Source organism: Bacillus sp. 7894-2 (assembly GCF_002272225.1).
In the GTDB taxonomy this organism is placed as follows: domain Bacteria; phylum Bacillota; class Bacilli; order Bacillales; family Cytobacillaceae; genus Cytobacillus.
Window position 1 is genome coordinate 1 of record NZ_NPDG01000040.1, and the last position, 20,046, is coordinate 20,046.

Below are 20,046 nucleotides of genomic sequence, written 5' to 3' on the forward strand. Positions count from 1 at the left end.
AAATCAACGGGCTTTATTTATATCTAACAAAATCTAAGAGAGAACAAGCCCTAGCTTTAACGAACAGTTTCAAAATAACTCCTTTCAGGTGATGACGATGAACGATGGAATTCCGGAAAAAGTGATTATTGTCGAGGGAAAGTCAGATAAAACAAAGGTTAAAAGCATTATAAGAGAGCACGTTGAAATTATCTGCACAAATGGAACAATAAGCATTACCAAACTGGATGAATTAATTGACACACTGTTTGATAAGGATGTATATATATTGGTAGATGCAGATTCAGCAGGTGAAAAGCTGAGAAAACAATTCAAAAGGGAATTTCCAGAGGCAGAGCATCTATACATCGATAGAATGTACAGAGAAGTAGCAACAGCACCGGAGCACCATTTGGCAACAGTGCTGCTCGGGGCTAACATTGACGTTTATACACAATATCTGGACAGATAAAGTAAGGATGATAAAATGCAGGAATGGTCGCAGCAGGACATTGAGGAAGCGATTAGCGGAGAAGAGACGATTCTTATCTATTTGTATACGCCTATGTGCGGAACCTGCCAGATGGCAGGAAAGATGCTGGCAGTAACAGAACAATTGCTGCCAGATCAAAAAATGGGGAAAGCGGACTTAAATTATATGCCGCAATTGGCTGAAAAATGGGGAGTGGAAAGCGTACCCTGTCTCCTCATCTTCAGAAAAAGAATTTTACATGAAAAATTATATGCTTTCCGATCCGTACCCTATTTATTGGATAAAATCAGAAGCATCGATTAGCAGAAACCAGGAGCAAAGCAGCCTGGTTTTTTGCATGTTTGAAAACGCCTTTTCACTATTCGAAATATATTTACAAATCCATTCCGAAAGAGTATGATACTTAGGGAATCGAAATAAAAATCATACAGTGCAGGAAGGGATCCGCATGGCATATTACAGGGAGTGGGCTGGTCAGTTTAAAGGCTATAACCGCAACATAAAATTGGCTTTTATGGCGAATATTCTTACACAAATTGGTTTTGGGATATTCATGGTCATCTATAATTTCTACATAAGAGAGCTCGGCTACTCAGAAAGTGTTAATGGACAAATCATATCCATGACTGCTCTCGCGACAGCACTGATTCTTGTGCCGGCAGGGATCGCCAGCGACCGAATTGGCAGAAAAAAAGCGATGATGTTTGGTGCAGTTGCAACAGGTGCAGTTATGCTTTTCAGAAGTTTAGTTGACATGCAGGAACTCCTGATTATTTTTGCATTTTTGACCGGGCTGACAACAGCCTTTCTTCAGGTATCCGGCATACCATGGCTGGCTGAAAATTCAAAGGCCGACCAAAGGGTTCATTTATTCAGTATTCATTTTGCTATAATGACGGGCGCAAATGTGATCGGGAACTTAAGCGGTGGCATCTTAACGGATGTATTTTCTTTGTTTACGGATCAGCTCACCAGCATTCGCATTACCCTTCTGATTGGAAGTGTGTTTTTCATAGCCGGCTTATTTCCAATTTTGCGTTTCGCAGAGGTTTCGAAAGATCAACACGATGCAAAGAGCATAAAAGGCTGGTCATTCAAGAATCTCTCAGCTAAAAATGATGGTGTGAAAATTATCGCGATGTTTGCTTTTGCTCAGCTTCTGATTGGAATTGGCGCAGGACTTGTTATTCCGTATCTGAATCTGTACTTCGCTGACCGCTTTGAAGCCTCCAATTCAGCTATTGGCATGATTATTTCATTAGGGCAGGCTGCCACGGCCTTTGCCATGATTATCGGACCGGTTGTGGTAAGAAAAGTGGGAGAGGTTAAAGCCGTTGTGATCCTGCAGCTCATGTCACTTCCTTTCCTGCTTTTAACCGCTTATACTGAAAACCTTTGGCTGGCTGCCATCGGCTTTTTGTTCCGGCAGGCGTTGATGAATGCGGGAAATCCTATACAAATGTCATTGATGATGTCAAAGGTAAATGATTCGATGAAAGGACTGGCAAACTCAGTCAATCAGATGGTGTTCAATCTGGGCTGGGCTGTAATGGGCCCGGTTTCAACAGGAATCGTCATGAGATATGGAGATTATTGGGGATATGCACTCGTATTCACCATTACAGCTTCTTTATACTTGATTGGCTCTCTCTACTTTTTCTTTGTATTCAGAGGCTATAAAAAGACAAAAACTGCAGCCGCCTCTGTGAAAATAGTATGATCTGACATATTTCTCGGGAAATGAAAAGGCAATGCCAATTAAACAGGCATTGCCTTTCGGATTTTGTCGAATGAAAAAATGAAATTTTGACGGAAACTACTTACAGAAAAAAGTTGCTGCTCGAGTCTTTTTTCTGTTTAGGGAAAATTTCATTGCACAATACTTGACCGCTTTTTTAATAGTATGATAATATCATTTTAATATTAATTAACTGAATATTCTTATCAAGAGAGGCGGAGGGACTGGCCCAGCGAAGCCCGGCAACCGGTAAAGTACACGGTGCTAAATCCAGCAGAGCAGAATGCTCTGGAAGATAAGAAGAGTCGATACAGCCCTCTTCTTATGAAGAGGGTTTTTCAGCTTTTCGAAATGAAATACAATCTTTTTTATAGAGGAGAGATAGCGATGACGGACAAACAGAAAAATTACCGTTTTGAAACAATTGGAGTACATGGGGGGCTGAAGCCTGACCCTGTAACTGGCGCGAGAGCGGTTCCGATTTATCAGAATAATGCTTATCAGTTCAAGAATACAGATCACGCTGCAAATCTCTTTGCCCTGAAAGAGCCGGGATATATCTATAGCAGGATACATAATCCCACTGTCAGTGTATTTGAGGAAAGAGTGGCCCTGCTTGAAGGAGGAGTGGGTGCGCTGGCTCTTGCCAGCGGCCAGTCTGCTATTACACTTGCCATTTTAAATATCGCCGAAGCTGGTGATGAAATTGTTGCCGCATCCAATTTATATGGGGGTACTTATAATTTATTTGCAGTTACACTTCCCAAGTATGGAATAAAGGTGAAACTGGTCGATCCAAAGGATCCGGAAAACTTCCGGAGTGCCATTACAGATAAAACAAAGGCTGTCTTCGCCGAAACGATTGGAAACCCGAGCCTGAAAATCCTGGATATTGAAAAGGTTGCCGCAATTGCACACGAAAACGGTGTGCCGCTGATTGTGGATAACACTTTTGCTACACCGTATCTTTGCAGGCCTATAGAACACGGAGCTGACATTGTCATACACTCTGCGACAAAATGGCTGCTTGGTAATGGAACCACAATGGGGGGAGTTATAGTAGACGGCGGAAAATTCGACTGGAATTCTCCTAAGTTTCCAGGCTTTACAGAGCCTGATCCGAGCTACCATGATATTGTCTATAGCGAAGCAATTGGCGAAGCTGCTTATATTATCAAAGCACGGGTACAGCTGTTAAGAGACTTAGGGCCTGCAATGAGTGCGCAAAGTGCATTCCAGTTCACACTGGGTCTTGAAACTCTGCATGTGAGAATGAAGGAGCACGTTGCCAATACCAAAAAGGTAGTGGAATATCTGGATGCCCATCCGGCTGTTAATTGGGTGCTCTATCCAGGTCATGAAGGCCATCCGGACAAAGAATTGGCAGATAAATATTTGCCAAAAGGAGCCGGGGCAGTGGCTGTATTTGGAATTGCTGGCGGAAGAGAGGCTGGAGCCAAGCTGATCAATAGCCTGCAGCTATGGGCACATGTGGCAAATGTCGGGGACGCAAAGAGCCTGATTATTCACCCTGCAAGCACGACTCATCAGCAGCTGGATGAGGAAGGTTTAAAGGCTGCGGGAGTATCGGAGGATCTAATTCGGATTTCGACCGGCATCGAAAATGCAGAAGATTTAATTGAAGACCTGGAACAGGCGATAGAAGCAGCTGCAGGTCTCACATCACTTGCTGCAAAAGTGTGAAGGAAAATTTACCATTCGCTTTTTTCCGAAAGTTTGAAATTTCATCGTTGACACCTTTTTAATGGCTATGATACGATAGCAAACGTAATTATAAAACTGCTTAATTCATTTAAAGTATTAATTGAATATAGAATGTAACGCTCTTATCAAGAGAGGTGGAGGGAAGTGCCCTATGAAGCCCGGCAACCGTCAATTAGTTGAAATGGTGCCAATTCACTCAAAGCATAGCTTTGATAGATGAGAGAAAGGACTAAATCTCTTTATGCCTTTCTGCTCATTTGCAGAAAGGCATTTTTGCTTTTGCGCATGAAAGCCTATGAGGAGTAAAAGATAAGGGAATAAAAGCAGTCTATTAATTATTATCTGTATCTTTCGATAAAAGAGGTGACTATCACGTTGATTACTATAAAAGATGTACAGAAGATATTTTCTTCAAAAAAAGGGCAGGTAAAAGCAGTTGATGATGTAAACCTGGAGGTAAAAGAAGGAGAAATATTCGGTGTTATCGGATATAGCGGTGCAGGTAAAAGTACCTTAATCCGCATGCTGAATGGGCTGGAGCTTCCTACCCATGGCAGTGTTACTGTGGCAGGCAATGAGGTTTCAAAGATAAAGGGAAGCAAGCTGAGAAAAGCTCGTCAGGAAATAAGCATGATTTTCCAGCATTTCAACCTGTTATGGTCAAGAACAGTTAGAGAAAATATAGCATTTCCGCTTGAAATCGCAGGTGTTTCCCGGCAGGAAAGGCTCAAAAGAGTTGACGAGCTCATTAAACTCGTCGGTCTGGAAGGAAGGGAAGATGCCTACCCTTCTCAGCTGAGCGGCGGTCAAAAGCAAAGGGTCGGAATTGCCAGAGCCCTTGCCAACAATCCAAAAGTGCTCCTTTGTGATGAAGCGACATCTGCCCTTGATCCGCAGACAACAGATTCCATTTTGGAGCTGCTTGTAGACATCAATGAACGGCTGGGCTTAACCATTGTTCTTATTACACATGAAATGCACGTGATCCGTAAAATCTGCCATCGGGTTGCTGTTATGGAAGGCGGCCGAATAGTTGAAATCGGACCTGTGTTGGACGTCTTTAAAAATCCAAAAGCTCTGATTACAAAACGGTTTGTACAGCAGGTGACAGAGCCTGAAGAAACGAAGGAAACAATTGATCATCTGGTCGATTTGTATCCAAAAGGGAAAGTAGTCCAATTAGGATTTGTCGGCGAATCAGCTGAACAGCCATTGATTACAAACCTGATCCGTCACTTCCAGGTAACAGTTAATATCCTTCAGGGAAAGATCTCCCAGACGCAGAATGGTTCCTACGGTACCTTATTCATCCATGTTGATGGAGAAGCAGAGGAAGTTGCAAAAGCGATCGAATATATCCATTCTCAGCAGGTGGGCGTGGAGGTGATTTCCAATGCTTAATGAATGGTTTCCAAATGTGAAATGGGACTCCATGTGGGAAGCTACTGTGGAAACTCTCTATATGACAACTATTTCTGTTATTGCAACCTTTATTTTAGGAGCCATTTTGGGGCTGCTGCTCTTTTTGACCTCAAAGGGGAATATCTGGGAAAATGCAGCGATCAATAAAATTATCTCAGCGTTCGTCAATATATTCCGTTCGATTCCATTTATCATTCTGATTGTGTTATTAATCCCATTTACTAAGTTTCTGCTTGGAACAATGATTGGGGAGGATGCAGCACTGCCTGCATTAATTATTGGTGCTGCCCCGTTTTATGCCCGAATGGTGGAAATCGGCTTGAGGGAAATTGACAAAGGGGTAATTGAAGCTGCCAAGTCAATGGGTGCAAAAACAAGCACGATCATCTGGAAGGTTCTGCTTCCGGAATCAATGCCCGCCCTTGTTTCGGGAATTACCGTGACAGCTATCGCGCTGGTTGGCTACACGGCAATGGCTGGTGTAATCGGTGCCGGGGGGCTTGGAAATCTGGCTTATCTGGAAGGATTCCAGCGGAGCCGAAGTGATGTGACGCTTATGGCGACCGTTATTATTTTAGTCATCGTGTTTATTATCCAGTTTATTGGAGATATCATTACAACAAAATTAGACAAACGATAAGGAGAGATTGACATGAAAAAATGGTTACCACTTGCTCTTGCGCTGGCAGTTGCACTTGTGCTTGCAGCTTGCGGCACTTCAGAAGAGGGCGGCAATGCCGGTGAAGGCGGAGATAGTAAAGAAAGCAAAAAGATTACAGTGGGGGCTTCCAATGTCCCTCACGCTGAAATTCTTGACGAAGCAAAGCCATTACTTGAAGAAAAAGGCTTTGAACTTGATGTTGTACCATTCCAGGATTATGTATTGCCAAACCAGGCTCTAGAATCTAAAGAGCTTGATGCTAACTACTTCCAGCACATTCCTTATCTTGAGTCACAAAAGGCTGAGCATGGATATGAATTTACGAATGCAGGCGGAATTCATATTGAACCAATCGGTGTGTATTCCAAAAAGTATAAGAACCTTGAGGAGTTACCTAAGGGTGCAACAATCATCATGAGCAACTCAGTCGCAGACCATGGCCGCATCCTTTCCATGCTTGAAGCTGAGGGACTTATCACTTTAAATGAAGATGTAGAAAAAACCGAAGCAACAATGGAGGATATCAAAGAAAATCCGAAAAAATTAAAGTTTGATACTGAATATGAAGCATCACTTCTTCCTCAAATCTACAATAATGGAGAAGGAGATGCAGTCCTGATTAACTCCAACTATGCAATCGATGCAGGATTAAATCCTCTTAAAGATTCAATTGCAATCGAAGATAAAGATTCACCATATGTAAATGTAATTGCAGTACGCACAGGTGATGAAGAAAAAGAAGGAATTAAAGCTCTTGTTGAAGTGCTTCGTTCAAAGGAAATCCAGGATTTCATTCTTGAGAAATATGAAGGTGCCGTTGTGCCGGTATCTGAGTAAAGCAGAAATGCAGGCGTTCACAGCGCCTGTTTTTTTTGTGGATCAGCAGCCCCGCTTCCCGTATAGATTGAAAAGCAATCAAACATACTAACCTAGATACTATTTGAAATGGAGTGGAGATCGATGGAACATTATCATGAACCTTCAAACTCAATAGAAGAAGCCCTGCATGATTATAAAGTCGGATTAGGTGTTTTTACTGAAAAAATGCCGGATTTGGCAAAGCATTATAATGCTTTTACAGAAGCCTGCTTTAAAGAAGGAGTTTTATCCCAAAAAGAGAAGCAGCTGATCGCGCTCGGAATCAGTTTATATTCTCAGGATGAATACTGTATTATTTACCACACGAAAGGCTGCATTGATCAAGGGGCGTCTGAAGAAGAGATTCTTGAGGCAGTAGGAGTAACAGCAGCTTTTGGTGGCGGAGCGGCCATGAGCCAGGCGGTTACGCTCGTCCAGGAGGCCATGACCGAATTGAATCAGCAAAATCACTGAAAATTTTCTCCTGCTTGATAGCAGGAGTTTTCTCTTGGAATGGTAATTTTTCAGAAAATTTATACAAACAACCATTAATCCAGAGCATTCGGCCAGTATTCTAAGGATAGGAAGTATGAAAGCGTTTCACCGGATCTCATTCCTTATTTTGCTAATAAAATCAGGTTTTTTCCGCTTTGTGCAGGGTATAGTGTGAGTGTTAAGATTTTAGATGTAAAACAAATGCTGAAAAGCATAAAAACCGAAAGGATTGATTCATTATCAGTCAGTTACAGCTGAACTACACGAGTGAAATGGAAAAAGCTATGCAAGCTGCCCATGGAGTTGGATATGAAGTGTACAGCCGGAAACATGATATTCGAATGGAAGTTGAAAAAAGACGTGAAGAAGATTATCTTCAAAGCCAGCGCTTAGTTGCAGATCTTGAAAGAAAAATTCATTCCTAAGTTTTAGGTATATATAATAATGAAGTAAATAGTAACCAGTGCCAATGATGCACTGGTTTTCTTTTTGCAATACATGAAAATGCAGTACCGGGAAAAAATAGACAGGACATGCTGGTTTCCGGTAATTTCACTCTTTGATGACAAAGAATATATATGATAAAATCTATATCTACAGGCTTTCTAAACATTTTCGTTTGAAAAGTTTGTTAATGGTCTCAAAGAGTTGCTATGATATTTGATTTGTTATAAGATTGTAATGAGAATAAAATGAGAATAGAGATTTGCGGATGAAACCGATTTACAAATCTTCTTTTATTGACGGAGGTATATATTATGGCAGGATCAGTACTTACAATTAAAGACCTTCATGTTGCTATTGAGGGAAAAGAAATACTAAAAGGTGTAAACCTTGAGATTAAAGGCGGAGAAATTCACGCCATCATGGGGCCAAACGGTACAGGTAAATCTACTTTATCTTCTGCTATCATGGGCCATCCAAAATATGAAGTAACACAGGGAAGCATCACTTTAGATGGTAAAGATGTTCTTGAAATGGAAGTTGACGAGCGCGCACGTGCCGGCCTGTTCCTTGCAATGCAATATCCAAGTGAAATCAGCGGCGTAACAAATGCCGATTTTTTACGTTCTGCAATTAACAGCCGCCTTGAAGAAGGAAATGAAATTTCTCTTATGAAATTCATCCGCAAAATGGACAGCAAGATGGAATTCCTAGAAATGGACCTTGACATGGCTCAGCGTTATCTTAATGAAGGTTTCTCAGGCGGAGAAAAGAAGCGCAATGAAATTCTTCAATTAATGATGCTTGAACCTAAAATGGCTATCCTGGATGAAATCGATTCCGGTTTGGATATCGATGCATTGAAAGTTGTTTCAAAAGGAATCAACGAAATGCGCGGAGAAGAGTTCGGATGCTTAATTATCACCCACTACCAGCGCCTTCTTAACTACATCACACCTGACCATGTTCACGTGATGATGCAGGGCCGCGTTGTAAAATCAGGCGGACCGGAGCTTGCACAGCGCTTAGAAGCTGAAGGATATGACTGGATTAAGAAAGAATTGGGCATTGAAGACGAAACAGTTGGGCAAGAAGCGTAAGCGTTAGGGGGATCACTATGACAACGGAAATAAAACTACCATTTGATAAGGAATATGTTAGTTCCTTTTCAAAAGATATGGGCGAGCCGGCATGGCTGACAGAACTCCGTCTAAATGCGCTTGCAGACGCGGAAAGCCTGCCAATGCCAAAGCCTGATAAAACTAAAATTGATAAATGGAACTTCACACAGTTCGAAAAGCATATTGTCGGAAGCGAAGACTTTGCGTCTCTAAACGACCTTCCTGAGGATGTAAGAAATCTGATTGATACAGAAGCTGGAGATCAGAATTTATATATTCAGCGCAATAATAGACCAACGCATTTGACTGTATCTAAAGAACTGCAGGAAAAAGGTGTTATTTTCACAGACATCTTTACAGCGGCAAGAGAACACAGTGAGCTCCTTCAGAAATATTTTATGAAGGATGGCGTCAAAACGGACGAACACCGTTTAACATCTTTGCATGCGGCTCTTTTAAACGGCGGAGCGTTCTTGTACGTTCCGAAAAATGTGGAAATTTCAGCGCCGATTCAGGCTGTATATATCCATGATGATAAAGAGGCAAACCTGTTCAACCATGTATTGGTTGTTGTTGATGATAACAGCTCAGTTACTTACGTGGAAAACTATCTTTCTGTAGTTGAGGAAGCGAACGGCATCTTCAATATTGTTACAGAGGTCATTGCAGGTGCCAATGCACGAGTGCAGTATGGTGCGGTTGACACACTTGCTAAAGGAACTACAGCTTATGTGAACCGCCGCGGGGTTGCAGGCCGTGATGCCCGCATTGAATGGGCTCTTGGATTAATGAACGACGGCAATACAGTTTCAGACAATACAACTAACCTTGTTGGAGACGGTTCTTTCGGCGATACTAAGACAGTTGTTGTAGGACGCGGAGAACAGACTCAAAACTTTACAACGAAAGTAGTTCATTTCGGAAAGAATTCCGAAGGCTACATTTTAAAGCATGGGGTTATGAAAGACTCAGCTTCATCCATTTTTAATGGAATCGGCAAAATCGAGCATGGGGCTTCCAAGTCAAATGCCGAGCAGGAGTCACGCGTACTGATGCTAAGCGAAAAAGCGCGCGGGGATGCCAACCCGATTTTATTAATCGATGAAGATGATGTAACAGCAGGACACGCAGCTTCAGTTGGCCGTGTGGATCCATTGCAGCTATATTATCTAATGAGCCGCGGTGTTTCCCAAAAAGAAGCTGAACGCCTTGTTATTCACGGCTTCCTGGCGCCTGTTGTTAATGCTCTTCCAATCGAAGGCGTTAAAAAGCAGCTGACTGCCGTTATTGAAAGGAAAGTAAAATAATGAATGCCCGTGAGATTCGGCAAATGTTTCCCATCCTGGATCAGGAAGTCAATGGAAATCCTCTTGTTTATCTGGACAGTGCCGCTACTTCCCAAAAGCCTGTTCCGGTAATTGAGGCGATTGATAAATACTACCGGGAATATAATTCGAATGTTCATAGAGGCGTCCATACGCTGGGCACAAGAGCAACCGATGGCTATGAAGGCGCCAGGGAAAAGGTGCGTAAATTCATTAATGCAAAGTCTACTGAGGAAGTTATTTTTACAAGAGGAACAACAACTTCCATCAATACAGTTGCAGCAAGCTACGGACGCGCTAACCTGTCAGAAGGCGATGAAATTGTGATCTCCTATATGGAGCACCACAGCAATATCATTCCTTGGCAGCAGGTTGCGAAACAGACGGGTGCCACATTAAAGTACCTTCCCCTGCAGGAAGACGGAACTATCTCTCTTGAGGATGTCAGGACAACTGTGACAGCCGATACAAAAATCGTATCGATCATGCAGGTATCGAATGTACTTGGTGTTATGAATCCGATTAAGGAAATTGCAAAAATCGCCCATAAAAATGGCGCAATCATGGTAGTGGATGGTGCTCAAAGCGCTCCACATATGAAAATTGATGTTCAGGATCTGGATTGTGATTTTCTTGCTTTTTCCGGCCATAAGATGTGCGGCCCCACCGGCATTGGTGTTCTGTATGGAAAGAAAAAGCTCCTTGAAAAAATGGAGCCGGTTGAATTTGGCGGTGAAATGATCGACTTTGTCGGCCTCTATGAATCGACATGGAAGGAGCTTCCGTGGAAATTCGAAGGAGGTACGCCAATTATTGCAGGTGCCATTGGACTTGGTGCTGCAATTGACTTCCTTGAGCAGATTGGCCTGGCCGAAATCGAGGCATATGAGCACAAGCTGGCCGCTTATGCTATGGAAAAAATGTCTGCTATAGACGGAATGACCATATATGGGCCAAAAGAAGCCTCGAAACGCGCAGGTCTCGTTACGTTTAATATAGATGATGTTCATCCACATGATGTGGCTACTGTATTGGATGCAGAAGGAATTGCAGTCCGCGCCGGGCATCATTGTGCACAGCCGCTGATGAAGTGGCTTAAGGTATCGGCAACTGCACGTGCAAGCTTCTATCTGTACAATACGGAAGAAGATATTGATAAGCTTGTTTCAGGGCTTGTCAAAACAAAGGAGTATTTCAGCGATGTCTTCTAAAAATTTAGATACCCTTTACCGCCAGGTTATAATGGATCATTATAAAAACCCTCGTAACAAAGGGGTACTTGAAGATGACAGCCTGACGATCAATATGAATAACCCTACTTGCGGGGACCGTATTCAATTGACGCTGAAGCTTGAGGACGGCAAAGTGGCTGATGCGAAATTTGAAGGCGAAGGATGTTCCATCTCCATGTCCTCAGCTTCCATGATGACCCAAGCCATCAAGGGTAAAAATATTGAAGAAGCCTTAAAGCTTTCCAAGGTTTTCTCAGACATGATGCTGGGAAAAGAATATGATGAAGATGAACTGGATCTTGGCGATATCGAAGCTCTTCAGGGAGTTTCCCAATTTCCTGCCCGAATCAAATGCGCCACTTTGGCATGGAAAGCAATGGAAAAAGGCGTTGGCACGGAGAAAGAAGAACAGGAATAAATCAATCAAACGTTTGATTAAAAACTTTTTCGTCTGCCTTGTGTGCTAAAAAATTATGAATTGATTGGGTGTGAACCCTTTCCTATATGAATGGAGGAATACGACGATGGCAAAAAAAATGCCTGAGATCGGCGATTATAAGTATGGTTTTGCCGATAAAGACGTTTCCATTTTCCGATCAAAACGCGGTTTGACAAAAGAAATTGTAGAAGAGATTTCAAAATTGAAGGAAGAGCCACAGTGGATGCTTGACTTCCGTTTGAAATCACTGGACCATTTCTATAAGATGCCTATGCCGCAATGGGGCGGAGATTTAGCGTCATTAAACTTTGATGAAATTACCTATTATGTAAAGCCTTCTGAAAAGACTGAGCGTTCCTGGGATGAGGTACCTGAAGAAATCAAACAGACGTTTGATAAATTAGGTATTCCGGAAGCAGAACAGAAGTATCTTGCAGGTGTTTCTGCACAGTATGAATCAGAGGTTGTTTACCATAATATGCAGGAAGACCTTGAAGCAAAAGGAATCGTATTCAAGGATACAGATTCCGCTCTTCGCGAAAATGAAGATCTTTTCCGTGAGCACTGGGCAAAGGTTATCCCTCCGACAGACAACAAGTTTTCTGCATTAAACTCAGCCGTTTGGTCTGGCGGATCGTTCATCTATGTCCCTAAAGGGGTTAAGGTTGATACGCCATTGCAGGCATATTTCCGCATTAACTCTGAGAATATGGGGCAATTTGAGCGTACATTAATCATTGTAGATGAAGGCGCACATGTACACTATGTAGAGGGCTGTACTGCACCTGTTTACACAACCAACTCACTTCATAGTGCGGTTGTTGAAATCATCATCAAAAAAGACGCATATTGCCGTTATACTACCATTCAGAACTGGGCAAACAACGTATTTAACCTGGTTACGAAGCGTGCGGTTTGTGAATCAAACGCAACAATGGAATGGATTGACGGAAACATCGGTTCAAAACTGACAATGAAATATCCGGCAGTTATTCTTAAAGGAGAAGGCGCACGCGGCATGACCCTTTCCATTGCAATAGCTGGTAAAGGGCAGCATCAGGATGCAGGTGCGAAAATGATTCACCTTGCACCAAACACTTCTTCAACAATTGTATCGAAATCGATTTCCAAGCAGGGCGGTAAAGTAACATACCGCGGAATCGTTCACTTCGGCCGTAAAGCGGAAGGTGCACGTGCCAACATCGAATGCGATACGCTAATCATGGATAACCAGTCAACTTCAGATACAATTCCTTACAATGAAATCCTGAATGACAACATCTCTCTGGAGCATGAAGCAAAGGTTTCAAAAGTATCAGAAGAACAGCTATTCTACCTTATGAGCCGTGGAGTTTCAGAGGAAGAAGCAACAGAAATGATCGTAATGGGCTTCATCGAGCCATTTACGAAAGAACTTCCAATGGAATACGCAGTAGAAATGAACCGTCTGATCAAGTTTGAAATGGAAGGATCTATCGGTTAAAAAAGAAATAACCTTTTTATATCAAGGGTTTGAGAGGTTTTTATAAAGTGTGAAATTATCATCGTGCCGATTTCGTGCCGATTTGATTTTATCTTTTAGTGTAGGAGGCGAACTTTTTAAGTTCGTCTTCTTCTATTTTTTCGGTGATATCAAGATAAGTATCTGCTGGCTTTTATGCCCAAGTCGATTTGAAACATATTTTAAGCTTACACCTGATTCAAGCATCAGAACAGCATGTGTATGTCTAAAACCGTGGGTGCCTTTATAATCAACACCTGCTTTTTTACAATAATCTTGCATTGTTTCACGGATAATTGAAGGTGTTAAATAATTCCCGTTATAATTTTGAAAGATTATGCCCTCATTATTTTTATAAAACCTCGAATTTCCTAAAATCAATTCATTTTGCTTCATCTTAAACTTCTTCAATTCACGTAATACTTCATCTTCAATTTTTATTGTGCGATATGATGAAGAGTTTTTTAATGTTGTCAATTTCACTTTGTTATTATCGTCACGACTTGTTTGTTTATCTATTGTTATTTTATCACCATCAATATCCGACCACCTTAAGGCTAATGCTTCACTTATTCTTAATCCCGTTTTGCTTAAGAAAAACATAAGCATGTAATATAGTTGATAATCAGGAAAGCGCTGATGCTTATACGTTTTCATGAAATCCAATAATTGATTTAATTCCTGAAGGCTAAAGTATTTCACCTTTTCCTTTTTTATAGCAACAGCATCTTGAACAGGAACCTTTAATTTATCGGCAGGGTTTTTTTCAAGCACTTCAAGTTCATGTACAGCATGATGCAAAATACTTTTCATAACTGAAAGATATTTCAATCTCGAACCAAATGAATATTTCTCATTCCCGTCTTTATCTATTTCTCCGAATGTTGTAATCCATTTTTTTATTTCAGTTCTTTTGATCGTCATAATTTTTTTATCTCCAAAAGTGGGCATGATGTGATTTCTAATAATCACTTCAAGTTGTACAAATGTTGATTCCTTAACACTTGCTTTTTTATGCTCAAGCCAATCTTTCACAGCATCTTCAAACAACATATTTCTGTCATTTAAAGTTTGACCATAATAGATTCGCTCTTCAACTTTTGCCGCTTCAATTTCAGCTTCCTTTTTCGTACGGAATGTTCCGATACTTCTTTCCTTACCGTCCTTAGATACACGCGCCTGCCATTTTCCACTGGGTAACTTTCTGAATGTAGCCATTTTTCCTTATCTCCTTTCATTCCTGTAACATTATCTTGATAACACTTTTTATCTTTTTGATTTCTTCACTAGTTAATTGCCTGTCCTCAAGAAAAATCTTATGATTGGGGTCAAAAATATAACTAAGTTCAAATTGCTTTTCCCCTTCTTCTACTGCCTCTGATGGCATTGGAGAACGAGGTTCAATATCCTCTCCTCGTATGTGTCCTTGCAATTCCTCTATAACTTCCTCCGCAGGAATATATCCTGCTGCCATCATTAAATCCTCATATGATTCATTTAAACCTTCTGCCAATCTTTCTAATATTTTAGGAGAAGGAGTTACTCGCCTCCCTCTTTCAATTTGTGAAATGTACATAGCAGAAACACCAGATAATTCTCCAAGTTTATTCATCGAAAGATTTTTTTCTTCTCTTTTTGATTTGAGATAATTTTTAAAATCCAATTTATATCACTCCTATCAACAATAAATATTACACTATAAGCTATAGTTTATACAAACGATTGTCCATGTTAAATTTTGTGAATATTTGATGCCAGTATTATTACAGAAAAGGTACCAGAAAAATTACAGAAAGAGTACCTTATTTTGAATGTTTTTCATGTCAATAATAAATATTGTAATGCATTACAAAATATTTTCATAAGCAAATGTTTACGATTGAAAAGAGTAAAAATATTGAAATTGACAAAGGAGGATTAAACAAATGCTTAATATTACATTAGATGAAAAAGAAATAAAAAAATTATATTTAGATGAAGTTCGTAAACGTGTAGAAGAAATTGAGGAGCAAGCGTTGCTTATAGATACAAAGGAACTTTGCAGAATGCTATCTTTAAGCAGACCAACAGTAGAAAAATTATTTATATACAATCAGAATTTTCCCTCTATGCGAGTGGGCAAGAAGTGGTTATTCAATCGTAAAGAAGTAGAGAAATATATCAATCGTTGGTCAATAGATGTTAAGAAAAAAGGCGGTAATGTTGAATGTGATTATTAAATCTTGAAAAAGAATAGGAGAACTTTTATAACCACAGCAACGCTTGTTGAAACTTAAAGGCATTCATTTCTTGACAGCTTGAAGGGGGGGAAATCTTATGGAAAAACCTTCACTATTTATAAGAATCGTTTGTTTCTATAATGATAGACTTTTCATGTTTAACAAAAAGAGGATAGATAAGCAAAGACAAAGACAGAAAAGAAAGTCACCATAAATTACAAAATAGTAAGTTCAGGCAGCAAGGGGCAAAGGAGGAAAACCAATGTGTACTTTTAAATGTCATTTTTGCAATGATGAATATTCACTTAACCTTGACGACTACGAATATTATTCGATTGAGGAATTAATTGATATGGTATTACGAGTATCAGCAATGGAACTAGAGAAAGCATGGATTCAAAAGAATGGATTACTTTACTGTGGTTCCTGCAAGCATAAAAGTGCTAAAATTTATCAATTTAAGCTACCTACTCAACATGAACCCAGACTAAGACAAAAAGAAAAACCCACAGATTCCCAACTGTGAGTTGTTAAACATCCAATTTGTGTCTACCTCTTCCCAAAGGCGATTACAATAACAAAAATGATGTCATATACAATTATGTCCTGTTTTTATCAAAAATAAGCGTATATAAACACTCCTTTGTTGTTGTAATTTCGCTCCTTGTGAATTAGAAATTACTTTAAATGAAGGAGTTTTTTGTTTGATGTTAAGTATTCCAGTTTTTGATTCAGAAGAAGAAATAACAGCAATTGTAGAAAAAATAATGCCTGGTGCAAAAATATTAAAATTAAAAGGCTTCTCAATAAAAAATTTCAGTAAGGATTATAATGACGCTAAAACGCCAGTAGGTAGGGAATGGACGTATTTAACAAGTGAATCAGAAATAACAAGATGGTTGACTTTAAATGGCTGGATTGGTGTCGTTATTCCTGAAGGTTATATAGTAATTGATGTTGATGATTCCAATTCAGGAGTCCTTCTAAAAACATTGCTAGATAAAGAAGGTATTCGCCATCACTGTATTAAGACACCGAGAGGATTTCAATTTGTTTTTAAGGCAGATGAGGAGGATACAAAATTAGTTAAACAGATTTCAAAATTTTTCACACAGATAGGTATTGCTATTGATACACGTGTAGGAACAACGAATGGATATATTGTTTTTCCTACTCATAACACTGAAGATCGCTATATCCTTTCTCAAAGTGAAGACTTGGATGAACTGCCGTTCTTTTTACGTCCTATTAGAAGACAAAAAGACGATTATGAATTTCCCATACCTATTCAAAATGGTAGCAGGGATGACAATTTATATCATTTTGCAGCACGACTGAATGCTTGGGAAATTCCTAAAGAAGATGCTGAGAAATCAATGAAATTGATTTATGAATATTTTGTCTTAGATAAAACAGATTTTCCAGAAAAACAATTAATAAAAATAATTAACTCGGCTTATAAATGGAAACCAGAAAGAAATTCTTCATTTAAGAATGATGGTGAGGATTGGCAAGCGGCTTTGGAACTTAATAAGTATGGAACCCCACTAAGTAATGCAAGAAATACTGAATTGATTCTTGAAAATACAATAGGTGATATTCGTTTTAACGAATTCACATTAGAATGTGAGGTTCATGGGGATTTACAATGGAGAAATGGAGAGGAAAAAACATGGCTATCTTCTGATTACAACCAATTGGAACATTGGTTTGCTACAAAGTGGAATTTCAAAGGAAGAAACATGATACATAATGCTTTTATCCATGTAGTTCGTAAAAGATGGTATCATCCAGTTAAGGAATACATAGAATCAGCCGAATGGGATGGAGAAATCAGAGTACCGACTTTTTTTTGTGATTATTTAGGTGCAGAGGACTCTATTTACACACAGGAAGTCACAAAACGCTGGTTTACTGGTGCAGTTAAGCGTATTTATGAACCAGGCTGTAAGTTTGAAATTGTTCCCGTGCTTATTGGCGAAAAAGGTATAGGAAAAAGTGTAATTGGCTTTAAACTGGCAAATGAAAATTGGTTCACGGATTCTTTAAGAAGTTTAGAACCAAAAATTGCAGGTGAAATTTTGGCTAATGTTTGGATTTGTGAATTTCCAGAATTGAAAGCGTTTAATGGGAAAAGTGATGAAGAGGTTAAAGCGTTCATTTCAAGTTGTGATGATATTTATAGAGGAGCCTATGAACGTGGGAAAGCTACAAGTCATAAACGACACACCGTTTTTTATGGAACTTCTAATAAAAATGAAGTGTTAACCGATGAAACAGGAGAGAGAAGACGTTTTCCTATTAAGTGTAGCAAGGAAAGAAAATATAATCCATTCACGGATTTAACACCAGAAGTTGTGGCTCAAATTTGGGCTGAAGCAAAAGTGTATTATGATCAAGGATACTTCACATATATTGATGCTGAAATTCAGGAACAAGCAGAGGAAGTATATAAGAATTTCAAAGATGTTGACCCACTTGAAGGGGAAATTGATGAATACGTGAAAGAGCATGGAGAAGTGTGTGTTCGTCAGATATGGGATGAAATAATGACAGAAGATTTAAAGAAGAAGCCTACACGAAAAGATTCCAATCGTATTATTAGCATTTTAACTTCATTGGGTTATGAACATTTAGGGTGGAAGCGTATAGAAAAATACGGCAATAGTAATCAACGGATTTTTGGATTAAAAAATTAAGCACTCAAAAATATGGGTGCTCTTTTTTTTTGCTTTTTGTCACAAACATTTTACTGGTGTCAGGTTGGTGACGTGGTAGTGACAATATGGAAGGCTGTTATCTCAAGGTTTCTAATCACATTTGTCACCAAGACACCAATTTATACGATAAAAAATTATTTTTAATTTAAATAAATAATACTGCTTTTTCAACTGGGATTGAATCTTACCATTTTATTTATAGAAAACGTTGGTGACTTGGTGACAGTTCACCTAGAACCGTTGATACGTCTAGCCCTTTTTTGTGTCACCAATAATACGTTATGCTGATTAACTATGGTGACATAAAGATATACAACCATGTCTTATTAATTGTATACAAAAGTCCATAGTATGCATAAAAACCACACAAATTATGCAAAATAAAATAAAAGAAAATTGACAAGAAATGTGGTGAATATGTGAAAAATGATACCGAGATTCAAGCATTAATTGATGAAGGACGGAAAGCATATTATCGCCAATATCGGCAGAAGCCAGAAAACAAGAAAAAGGCTAGACAACATAGTGATAACTTTTTTCTTAAGGTAGGTATGGAGCAATTAGATACCAAAGGTGATAATGCGAATAACAAGTTATTGGGTGATAAAAGTCCATGAGTGAGTATATTTATAAAATTATAGGTGCGCCATCGAAGAAAATTACAGCATTGAAAACAAAATATAATTTCAAAGAAATGAAAAGGGTAAGGTGGAAACGTGAAAATCAATAATTTGAATGTACTTGAAAAAGTTCAAGGATTTGTTAGACCGCCAGAAGAAAACCTGCTCGGAATTTCTCTAAGTTATCAAGATGTTCTGGCGTTAAATAGCTTGATCAGACGTTTGAACATAAATGGGAAAACTGATCCTTATGGTGAAACCATACGAAAAGCGATTGATGAACGACATGTACTTAAAGAGGTAACACTGTCAAAGACAGGGCGGCATATTAACCAAGGCACGGTCTGGCTTGAAAAGGATGTACGGAAAGCTTTATTAAAAGAAGCAAATAAATTAGGACTTGAACCTGCTGATTATATTCGTGGAATCATTTATAGTCTTAATCAAAAGTTAGCAAATGAAGAGATAGCAGATCGTGAACGCCAAAATCAACTCAAGCATGAAAACAGGAAAATACCAGTACAACTAACACTTGATAGAGAATTACGAGAGAAGTTATATAAGCGCTTCGATAAAGAGCTGAAGGACAGAGAGTTGCTAGAAAAAGTAAAGAGAAAATCGTCACCTAAGAACGGAACTACAGTGGAAGACAGGATGCTTGCAGAGGTGTTGAACAATCATTTACTGGAGTACTTGAACAAATGATTGTCCCCTTTTGAAAGCCCCCCCTATGTAATGACCTTTATTACATAATGGGATAAACGGCGGCAAGGGAACCTTTTCCGACCAATCAGAAAATCCTCTAATTTTTTTTATAAAGAAGTTAGGTATCTTATCATGTTTATCGTTAGGTAGCTTTTCTATCTATTTATTAGAATTAAAACCCTTCAATCTTTAAGCAGCTAAATATATAGCTGCTCTTTTTTTTATATGACTGAATGCATTATTGTGGTAAATAAAGATATTTCTTTGACTAGCCTGCCTTAGTGCAAGTAGAAAATTGAATCTTATGGTAAAATTAGGACATTAAATTCATATGCAAAAGAAGGTAATA

The 20,046-nt window shown here is 39.3% G+C and carries 21 protein-coding genes and 2 riboswitches; of the genes, 19 read left to right on the top strand and 2 right to left on the bottom strand.

Annotation, left to right across the window (positions count from 1 at the left end; all coding sequences use genetic code 11):
* Nucleotides 1-97 precede the first annotated feature (97 nt).
* From CHI10_RS06865 to sufB, 14 genes are all read left to right on the top strand, one after another.
* Nucleotides 98-451: a toprim domain-containing protein gene (locus CHI10_RS06865; RefSeq protein WP_095243561.1), complete on the top strand. Its 354-nt coding sequence runs from the start codon at nucleotides 98-100 to the stop codon at nucleotides 449-451.
* A gap of 15 nt (nucleotides 452-466) precedes the next feature.
* Nucleotides 467-775: a thioredoxin family protein gene (locus tag CHI10_RS06870; protein WP_095243562.1), complete on the top strand. Its 309-nt coding sequence runs from the start codon at nucleotides 467-469 to the stop codon at nucleotides 773-775.
* Between the two features lie 145 nt (nucleotides 776-920).
* Nucleotides 921-2,192, top strand: a complete 1,272-nt coding sequence (locus CHI10_RS06875) for an MFS transporter (protein ID WP_095243563.1) — start codon at nucleotides 921-923, stop codon at nucleotides 2,190-2,192.
* A 218-nt stretch (nucleotides 2,193-2,410) separates the two neighbouring features.
* Nucleotides 2,411-2,512: riboswitch (SAM riboswitch) on the top strand.
* Between the two features lie 85 nt (nucleotides 2,513-2,597).
* Nucleotides 2,598-3,914 carry an O-acetylhomoserine aminocarboxypropyltransferase/cysteine synthase family protein gene (locus CHI10_RS06880; RefSeq protein WP_095243564.1) on the top strand — a complete coding sequence of 439 codons (1,317 nt, stop codon included), beginning with the start codon at nucleotides 2,598-2,600 and terminating at the stop codon, nucleotides 3,912-3,914.
* Nucleotides 3,915-4,054: 140 nt separating this feature from the next.
* Nucleotides 4,055-4,158, top strand: a riboswitch (SAM riboswitch).
* Nucleotides 4,159-4,310: 152 nt separating this feature from the next.
* Entirely contained in the window at nucleotides 4,311-5,336 is a 1,026-nt protein-coding gene (locus CHI10_RS06885; RefSeq protein ID WP_095243565.1) for a methionine ABC transporter ATP-binding protein, read from the top strand.
* Nucleotides 5,329-5,997, top strand: a complete 669-nt coding sequence (locus CHI10_RS06890) for a methionine ABC transporter permease (protein WP_095243566.1) — start codon at nucleotides 5,329-5,331, stop codon at nucleotides 5,995-5,997. The genes CHI10_RS06885 and CHI10_RS06890 overlap by 8 nt, the downstream gene beginning before the upstream one ends.
* 12 nt (nucleotides 5,998-6,009) lie before the next feature.
* Nucleotides 6,010-6,855: a MetQ/NlpA family ABC transporter substrate-binding protein gene (locus CHI10_RS06895; RefSeq protein ID WP_095243567.1), complete on the top strand. Its 846-nt coding sequence runs from the start codon at nucleotides 6,010-6,012 to the stop codon at nucleotides 6,853-6,855.
* 123 nt (nucleotides 6,856-6,978) lie between these two features.
* Entirely contained in the window at nucleotides 6,979-7,350 is a 372-nt protein-coding gene (locus CHI10_RS06900; protein WP_048008467.1) for a carboxymuconolactone decarboxylase family protein, read from the top strand.
* Between the two features lie 293 nt (nucleotides 7,351-7,643).
* Nucleotides 7,644-7,796, top strand: a complete 153-nt coding sequence (locus tag CHI10_RS22250; RefSeq protein ID WP_169799774.1) for a YuzK family famiily protein — start codon at nucleotides 7,644-7,646, stop codon at nucleotides 7,794-7,796.
* Between the two features lie 333 nt (nucleotides 7,797-8,129).
* Entirely contained in the window at nucleotides 8,130-8,915 is a 786-nt protein-coding gene (gene sufC, locus CHI10_RS06905) for a Fe-S cluster assembly ATPase SufC (RefSeq protein ID WP_035329355.1), read from the top strand.
* 17 nt (nucleotides 8,916-8,932) lie between these two features.
* Nucleotides 8,933-10,243, top strand: a complete 1,311-nt coding sequence (sufD, locus tag CHI10_RS06910) for a Fe-S cluster assembly protein SufD (protein ID WP_095243568.1) — start codon at nucleotides 8,933-8,935, stop codon at nucleotides 10,241-10,243.
* Complete coding sequence (locus tag CHI10_RS06915; protein ID WP_095243569.1) at nucleotides 10,243-11,472, top strand: cysteine desulfurase; 1,230 nt, start codon at nucleotides 10,243-10,245, stop codon at nucleotides 11,470-11,472. The genes sufD and CHI10_RS06915 overlap by 1 nt, the downstream gene beginning before the upstream one ends.
* A complete protein-coding gene (sufU, locus tag CHI10_RS06920) occupies nucleotides 11,462-11,911 on the top strand; it encodes a Fe-S cluster assembly sulfur transfer protein SufU (protein ID WP_095243570.1) in 450 nt (149 codons plus the stop codon). Before CHI10_RS06915 ends, sufU begins: the two co-directional genes overlap by 11 nt.
* A 106-nt stretch (nucleotides 11,912-12,017) precedes the next feature.
* Nucleotides 12,018-13,415: a Fe-S cluster assembly protein SufB gene (sufB, locus tag CHI10_RS06925; protein WP_095243571.1), complete on the top strand. Its 1,398-nt coding sequence runs from the start codon at nucleotides 12,018-12,020 to the stop codon at nucleotides 13,413-13,415.
* 132 nt (nucleotides 13,416-13,547) lie between these two features.
* Here the strand turns inward: sufB and CHI10_RS06930 are convergent, their stop codons facing one another.
* Nucleotides 13,548-14,651, bottom strand: coding sequence for a tyrosine-type recombinase/integrase (locus CHI10_RS06930; RefSeq protein WP_286137222.1), 1,104 nt, complete (start codon nucleotides 14,649-14,651; stop codon nucleotides 13,548-13,550).
* Nucleotides 14,652-14,667: 16 nt separating this feature from the next.
* Nucleotides 14,668-15,096: a helix-turn-helix domain-containing protein gene (locus CHI10_RS06935; RefSeq protein WP_286137223.1), complete on the bottom strand. Its 429-nt coding sequence runs from the start codon at nucleotides 15,094-15,096 to the stop codon at nucleotides 14,668-14,670.
* Between the two features lie 262 nt (nucleotides 15,097-15,358).
* Here CHI10_RS06935 and CHI10_RS06940 point away from each other — a divergent pair, with 262 nt between their 5' ends.
* From CHI10_RS06940 to CHI10_RS06960, 5 genes are all read left to right on the top strand, one after another.
* Nucleotides 15,359-15,652: a helix-turn-helix domain-containing protein gene (locus CHI10_RS06940; protein ID WP_095243572.1), complete on the top strand. Its 294-nt coding sequence runs from the start codon at nucleotides 15,359-15,361 to the stop codon at nucleotides 15,650-15,652.
* A 262-nt stretch (nucleotides 15,653-15,914) separates the two neighbouring features.
* Nucleotides 15,915-16,178, top strand: a complete 264-nt coding sequence (locus CHI10_RS06945; protein ID WP_095243573.1) for a hypothetical protein — start codon at nucleotides 15,915-15,917, stop codon at nucleotides 16,176-16,178.
* A gap of 181 nt (nucleotides 16,179-16,359) precedes the next feature.
* Nucleotides 16,360-18,351, top strand: a complete 1,992-nt coding sequence (locus CHI10_RS06950; RefSeq protein WP_095243574.1) for a VapE domain-containing protein — start codon at nucleotides 16,360-16,362, stop codon at nucleotides 18,349-18,351.
* Nucleotides 18,352-18,791: 440 nt separating this feature from the next.
* On the top strand, nucleotides 18,792-18,989 hold the full coding sequence (locus tag CHI10_RS06955) for a hypothetical protein (RefSeq protein WP_095243575.1): 198 nt from the start codon (nucleotides 18,792-18,794) through the stop codon (nucleotides 18,987-18,989).
* 99 nt (nucleotides 18,990-19,088) lie between these two features.
* Complete coding sequence (locus tag CHI10_RS06960; RefSeq protein ID WP_072581341.1) at nucleotides 19,089-19,697, top strand: hypothetical protein; 609 nt, start codon at nucleotides 19,089-19,091, stop codon at nucleotides 19,695-19,697.
* The last annotated feature ends 349 nt before the right edge of the window (nucleotides 19,698-20,046 follow it).

What these genes read in the sequence shown, in the direction of transcription:
- CHI10_RS06865 (WP_095243561.1), top strand. Translation starts at nt 98, where the DNA reads ATGAACGATGGAATTCCGGAAAAAGTGATTATTGTCGAGGGAAAGTCA.
- CHI10_RS06870 (WP_095243562.1), top strand. Translation starts at nt 467, where the DNA reads ATGCAGGAATGGTCGCAGCAGGACATTGAGGAAGCGATTAGCGGAGAA.
- CHI10_RS06875 (WP_095243563.1), top strand. Translation starts at nt 921, where the DNA reads ATGGCATATTACAGGGAGTGGGCTGGTCAGTTTAAAGGCTATAACCGC.
- CHI10_RS06880 (WP_095243564.1), top strand. Translation starts at nt 2,598, where the DNA reads ATGACGGACAAACAGAAAAATTACCGTTTTGAAACAATTGGAGTACAT.
- CHI10_RS06890 (WP_095243566.1), top strand. Translation starts at nt 5,329, where the DNA reads ATGCTTAATGAATGGTTTCCAAATGTGAAATGGGACTCCATGTGGGAA.
- CHI10_RS06895 (WP_095243567.1), top strand. Translation starts at nt 6,010, where the DNA reads ATGAAAAAATGGTTACCACTTGCTCTTGCGCTGGCAGTTGCACTTGTG.
- CHI10_RS06900 (WP_048008467.1), top strand. Translation starts at nt 6,979, where the DNA reads ATGGAACATTATCATGAACCTTCAAACTCAATAGAAGAAGCCCTGCAT.
- CHI10_RS22250 (WP_169799774.1), top strand. Translation starts at nt 7,644, where the DNA reads ATGGAAAAAGCTATGCAAGCTGCCCATGGAGTTGGATATGAAGTGTAC.
- sufC (WP_035329355.1), top strand. Translation starts at nt 8,130, where the DNA reads ATGGCAGGATCAGTACTTACAATTAAAGACCTTCATGTTGCTATTGAG.
- sufD (WP_095243568.1), top strand. Translation starts at nt 8,933, where the DNA reads ATGACAACGGAAATAAAACTACCATTTGATAAGGAATATGTTAGTTCC.
- CHI10_RS06915 (WP_095243569.1), top strand. Translation starts at nt 10,243, where the DNA reads ATGAATGCCCGTGAGATTCGGCAAATGTTTCCCATCCTGGATCAGGAA.
- sufU (WP_095243570.1), top strand. Translation starts at nt 11,462, where the DNA reads ATGTCTTCTAAAAATTTAGATACCCTTTACCGCCAGGTTATAATGGAT.
- sufB (WP_095243571.1), top strand. Translation starts at nt 12,018, where the DNA reads ATGGCAAAAAAAATGCCTGAGATCGGCGATTATAAGTATGGTTTTGCC.
- CHI10_RS06930 (WP_286137222.1), bottom strand. Translation starts at nt 14,651, where the DNA reads ATGGCTACATTCAGAAAGTTACCCAGTGGAAAATGGCAGGCGCGTGTA.
- CHI10_RS06940 (WP_095243572.1), top strand. Translation starts at nt 15,359, where the DNA reads ATGCTTAATATTACATTAGATGAAAAAGAAATAAAAAAATTATATTTA.
- CHI10_RS06945 (WP_095243573.1), top strand. Translation starts at nt 15,915, where the DNA reads ATGTGTACTTTTAAATGTCATTTTTGCAATGATGAATATTCACTTAAC.
- CHI10_RS06950 (WP_095243574.1), top strand. Translation starts at nt 16,360, where the DNA reads ATGTTAAGTATTCCAGTTTTTGATTCAGAAGAAGAAATAACAGCAATT.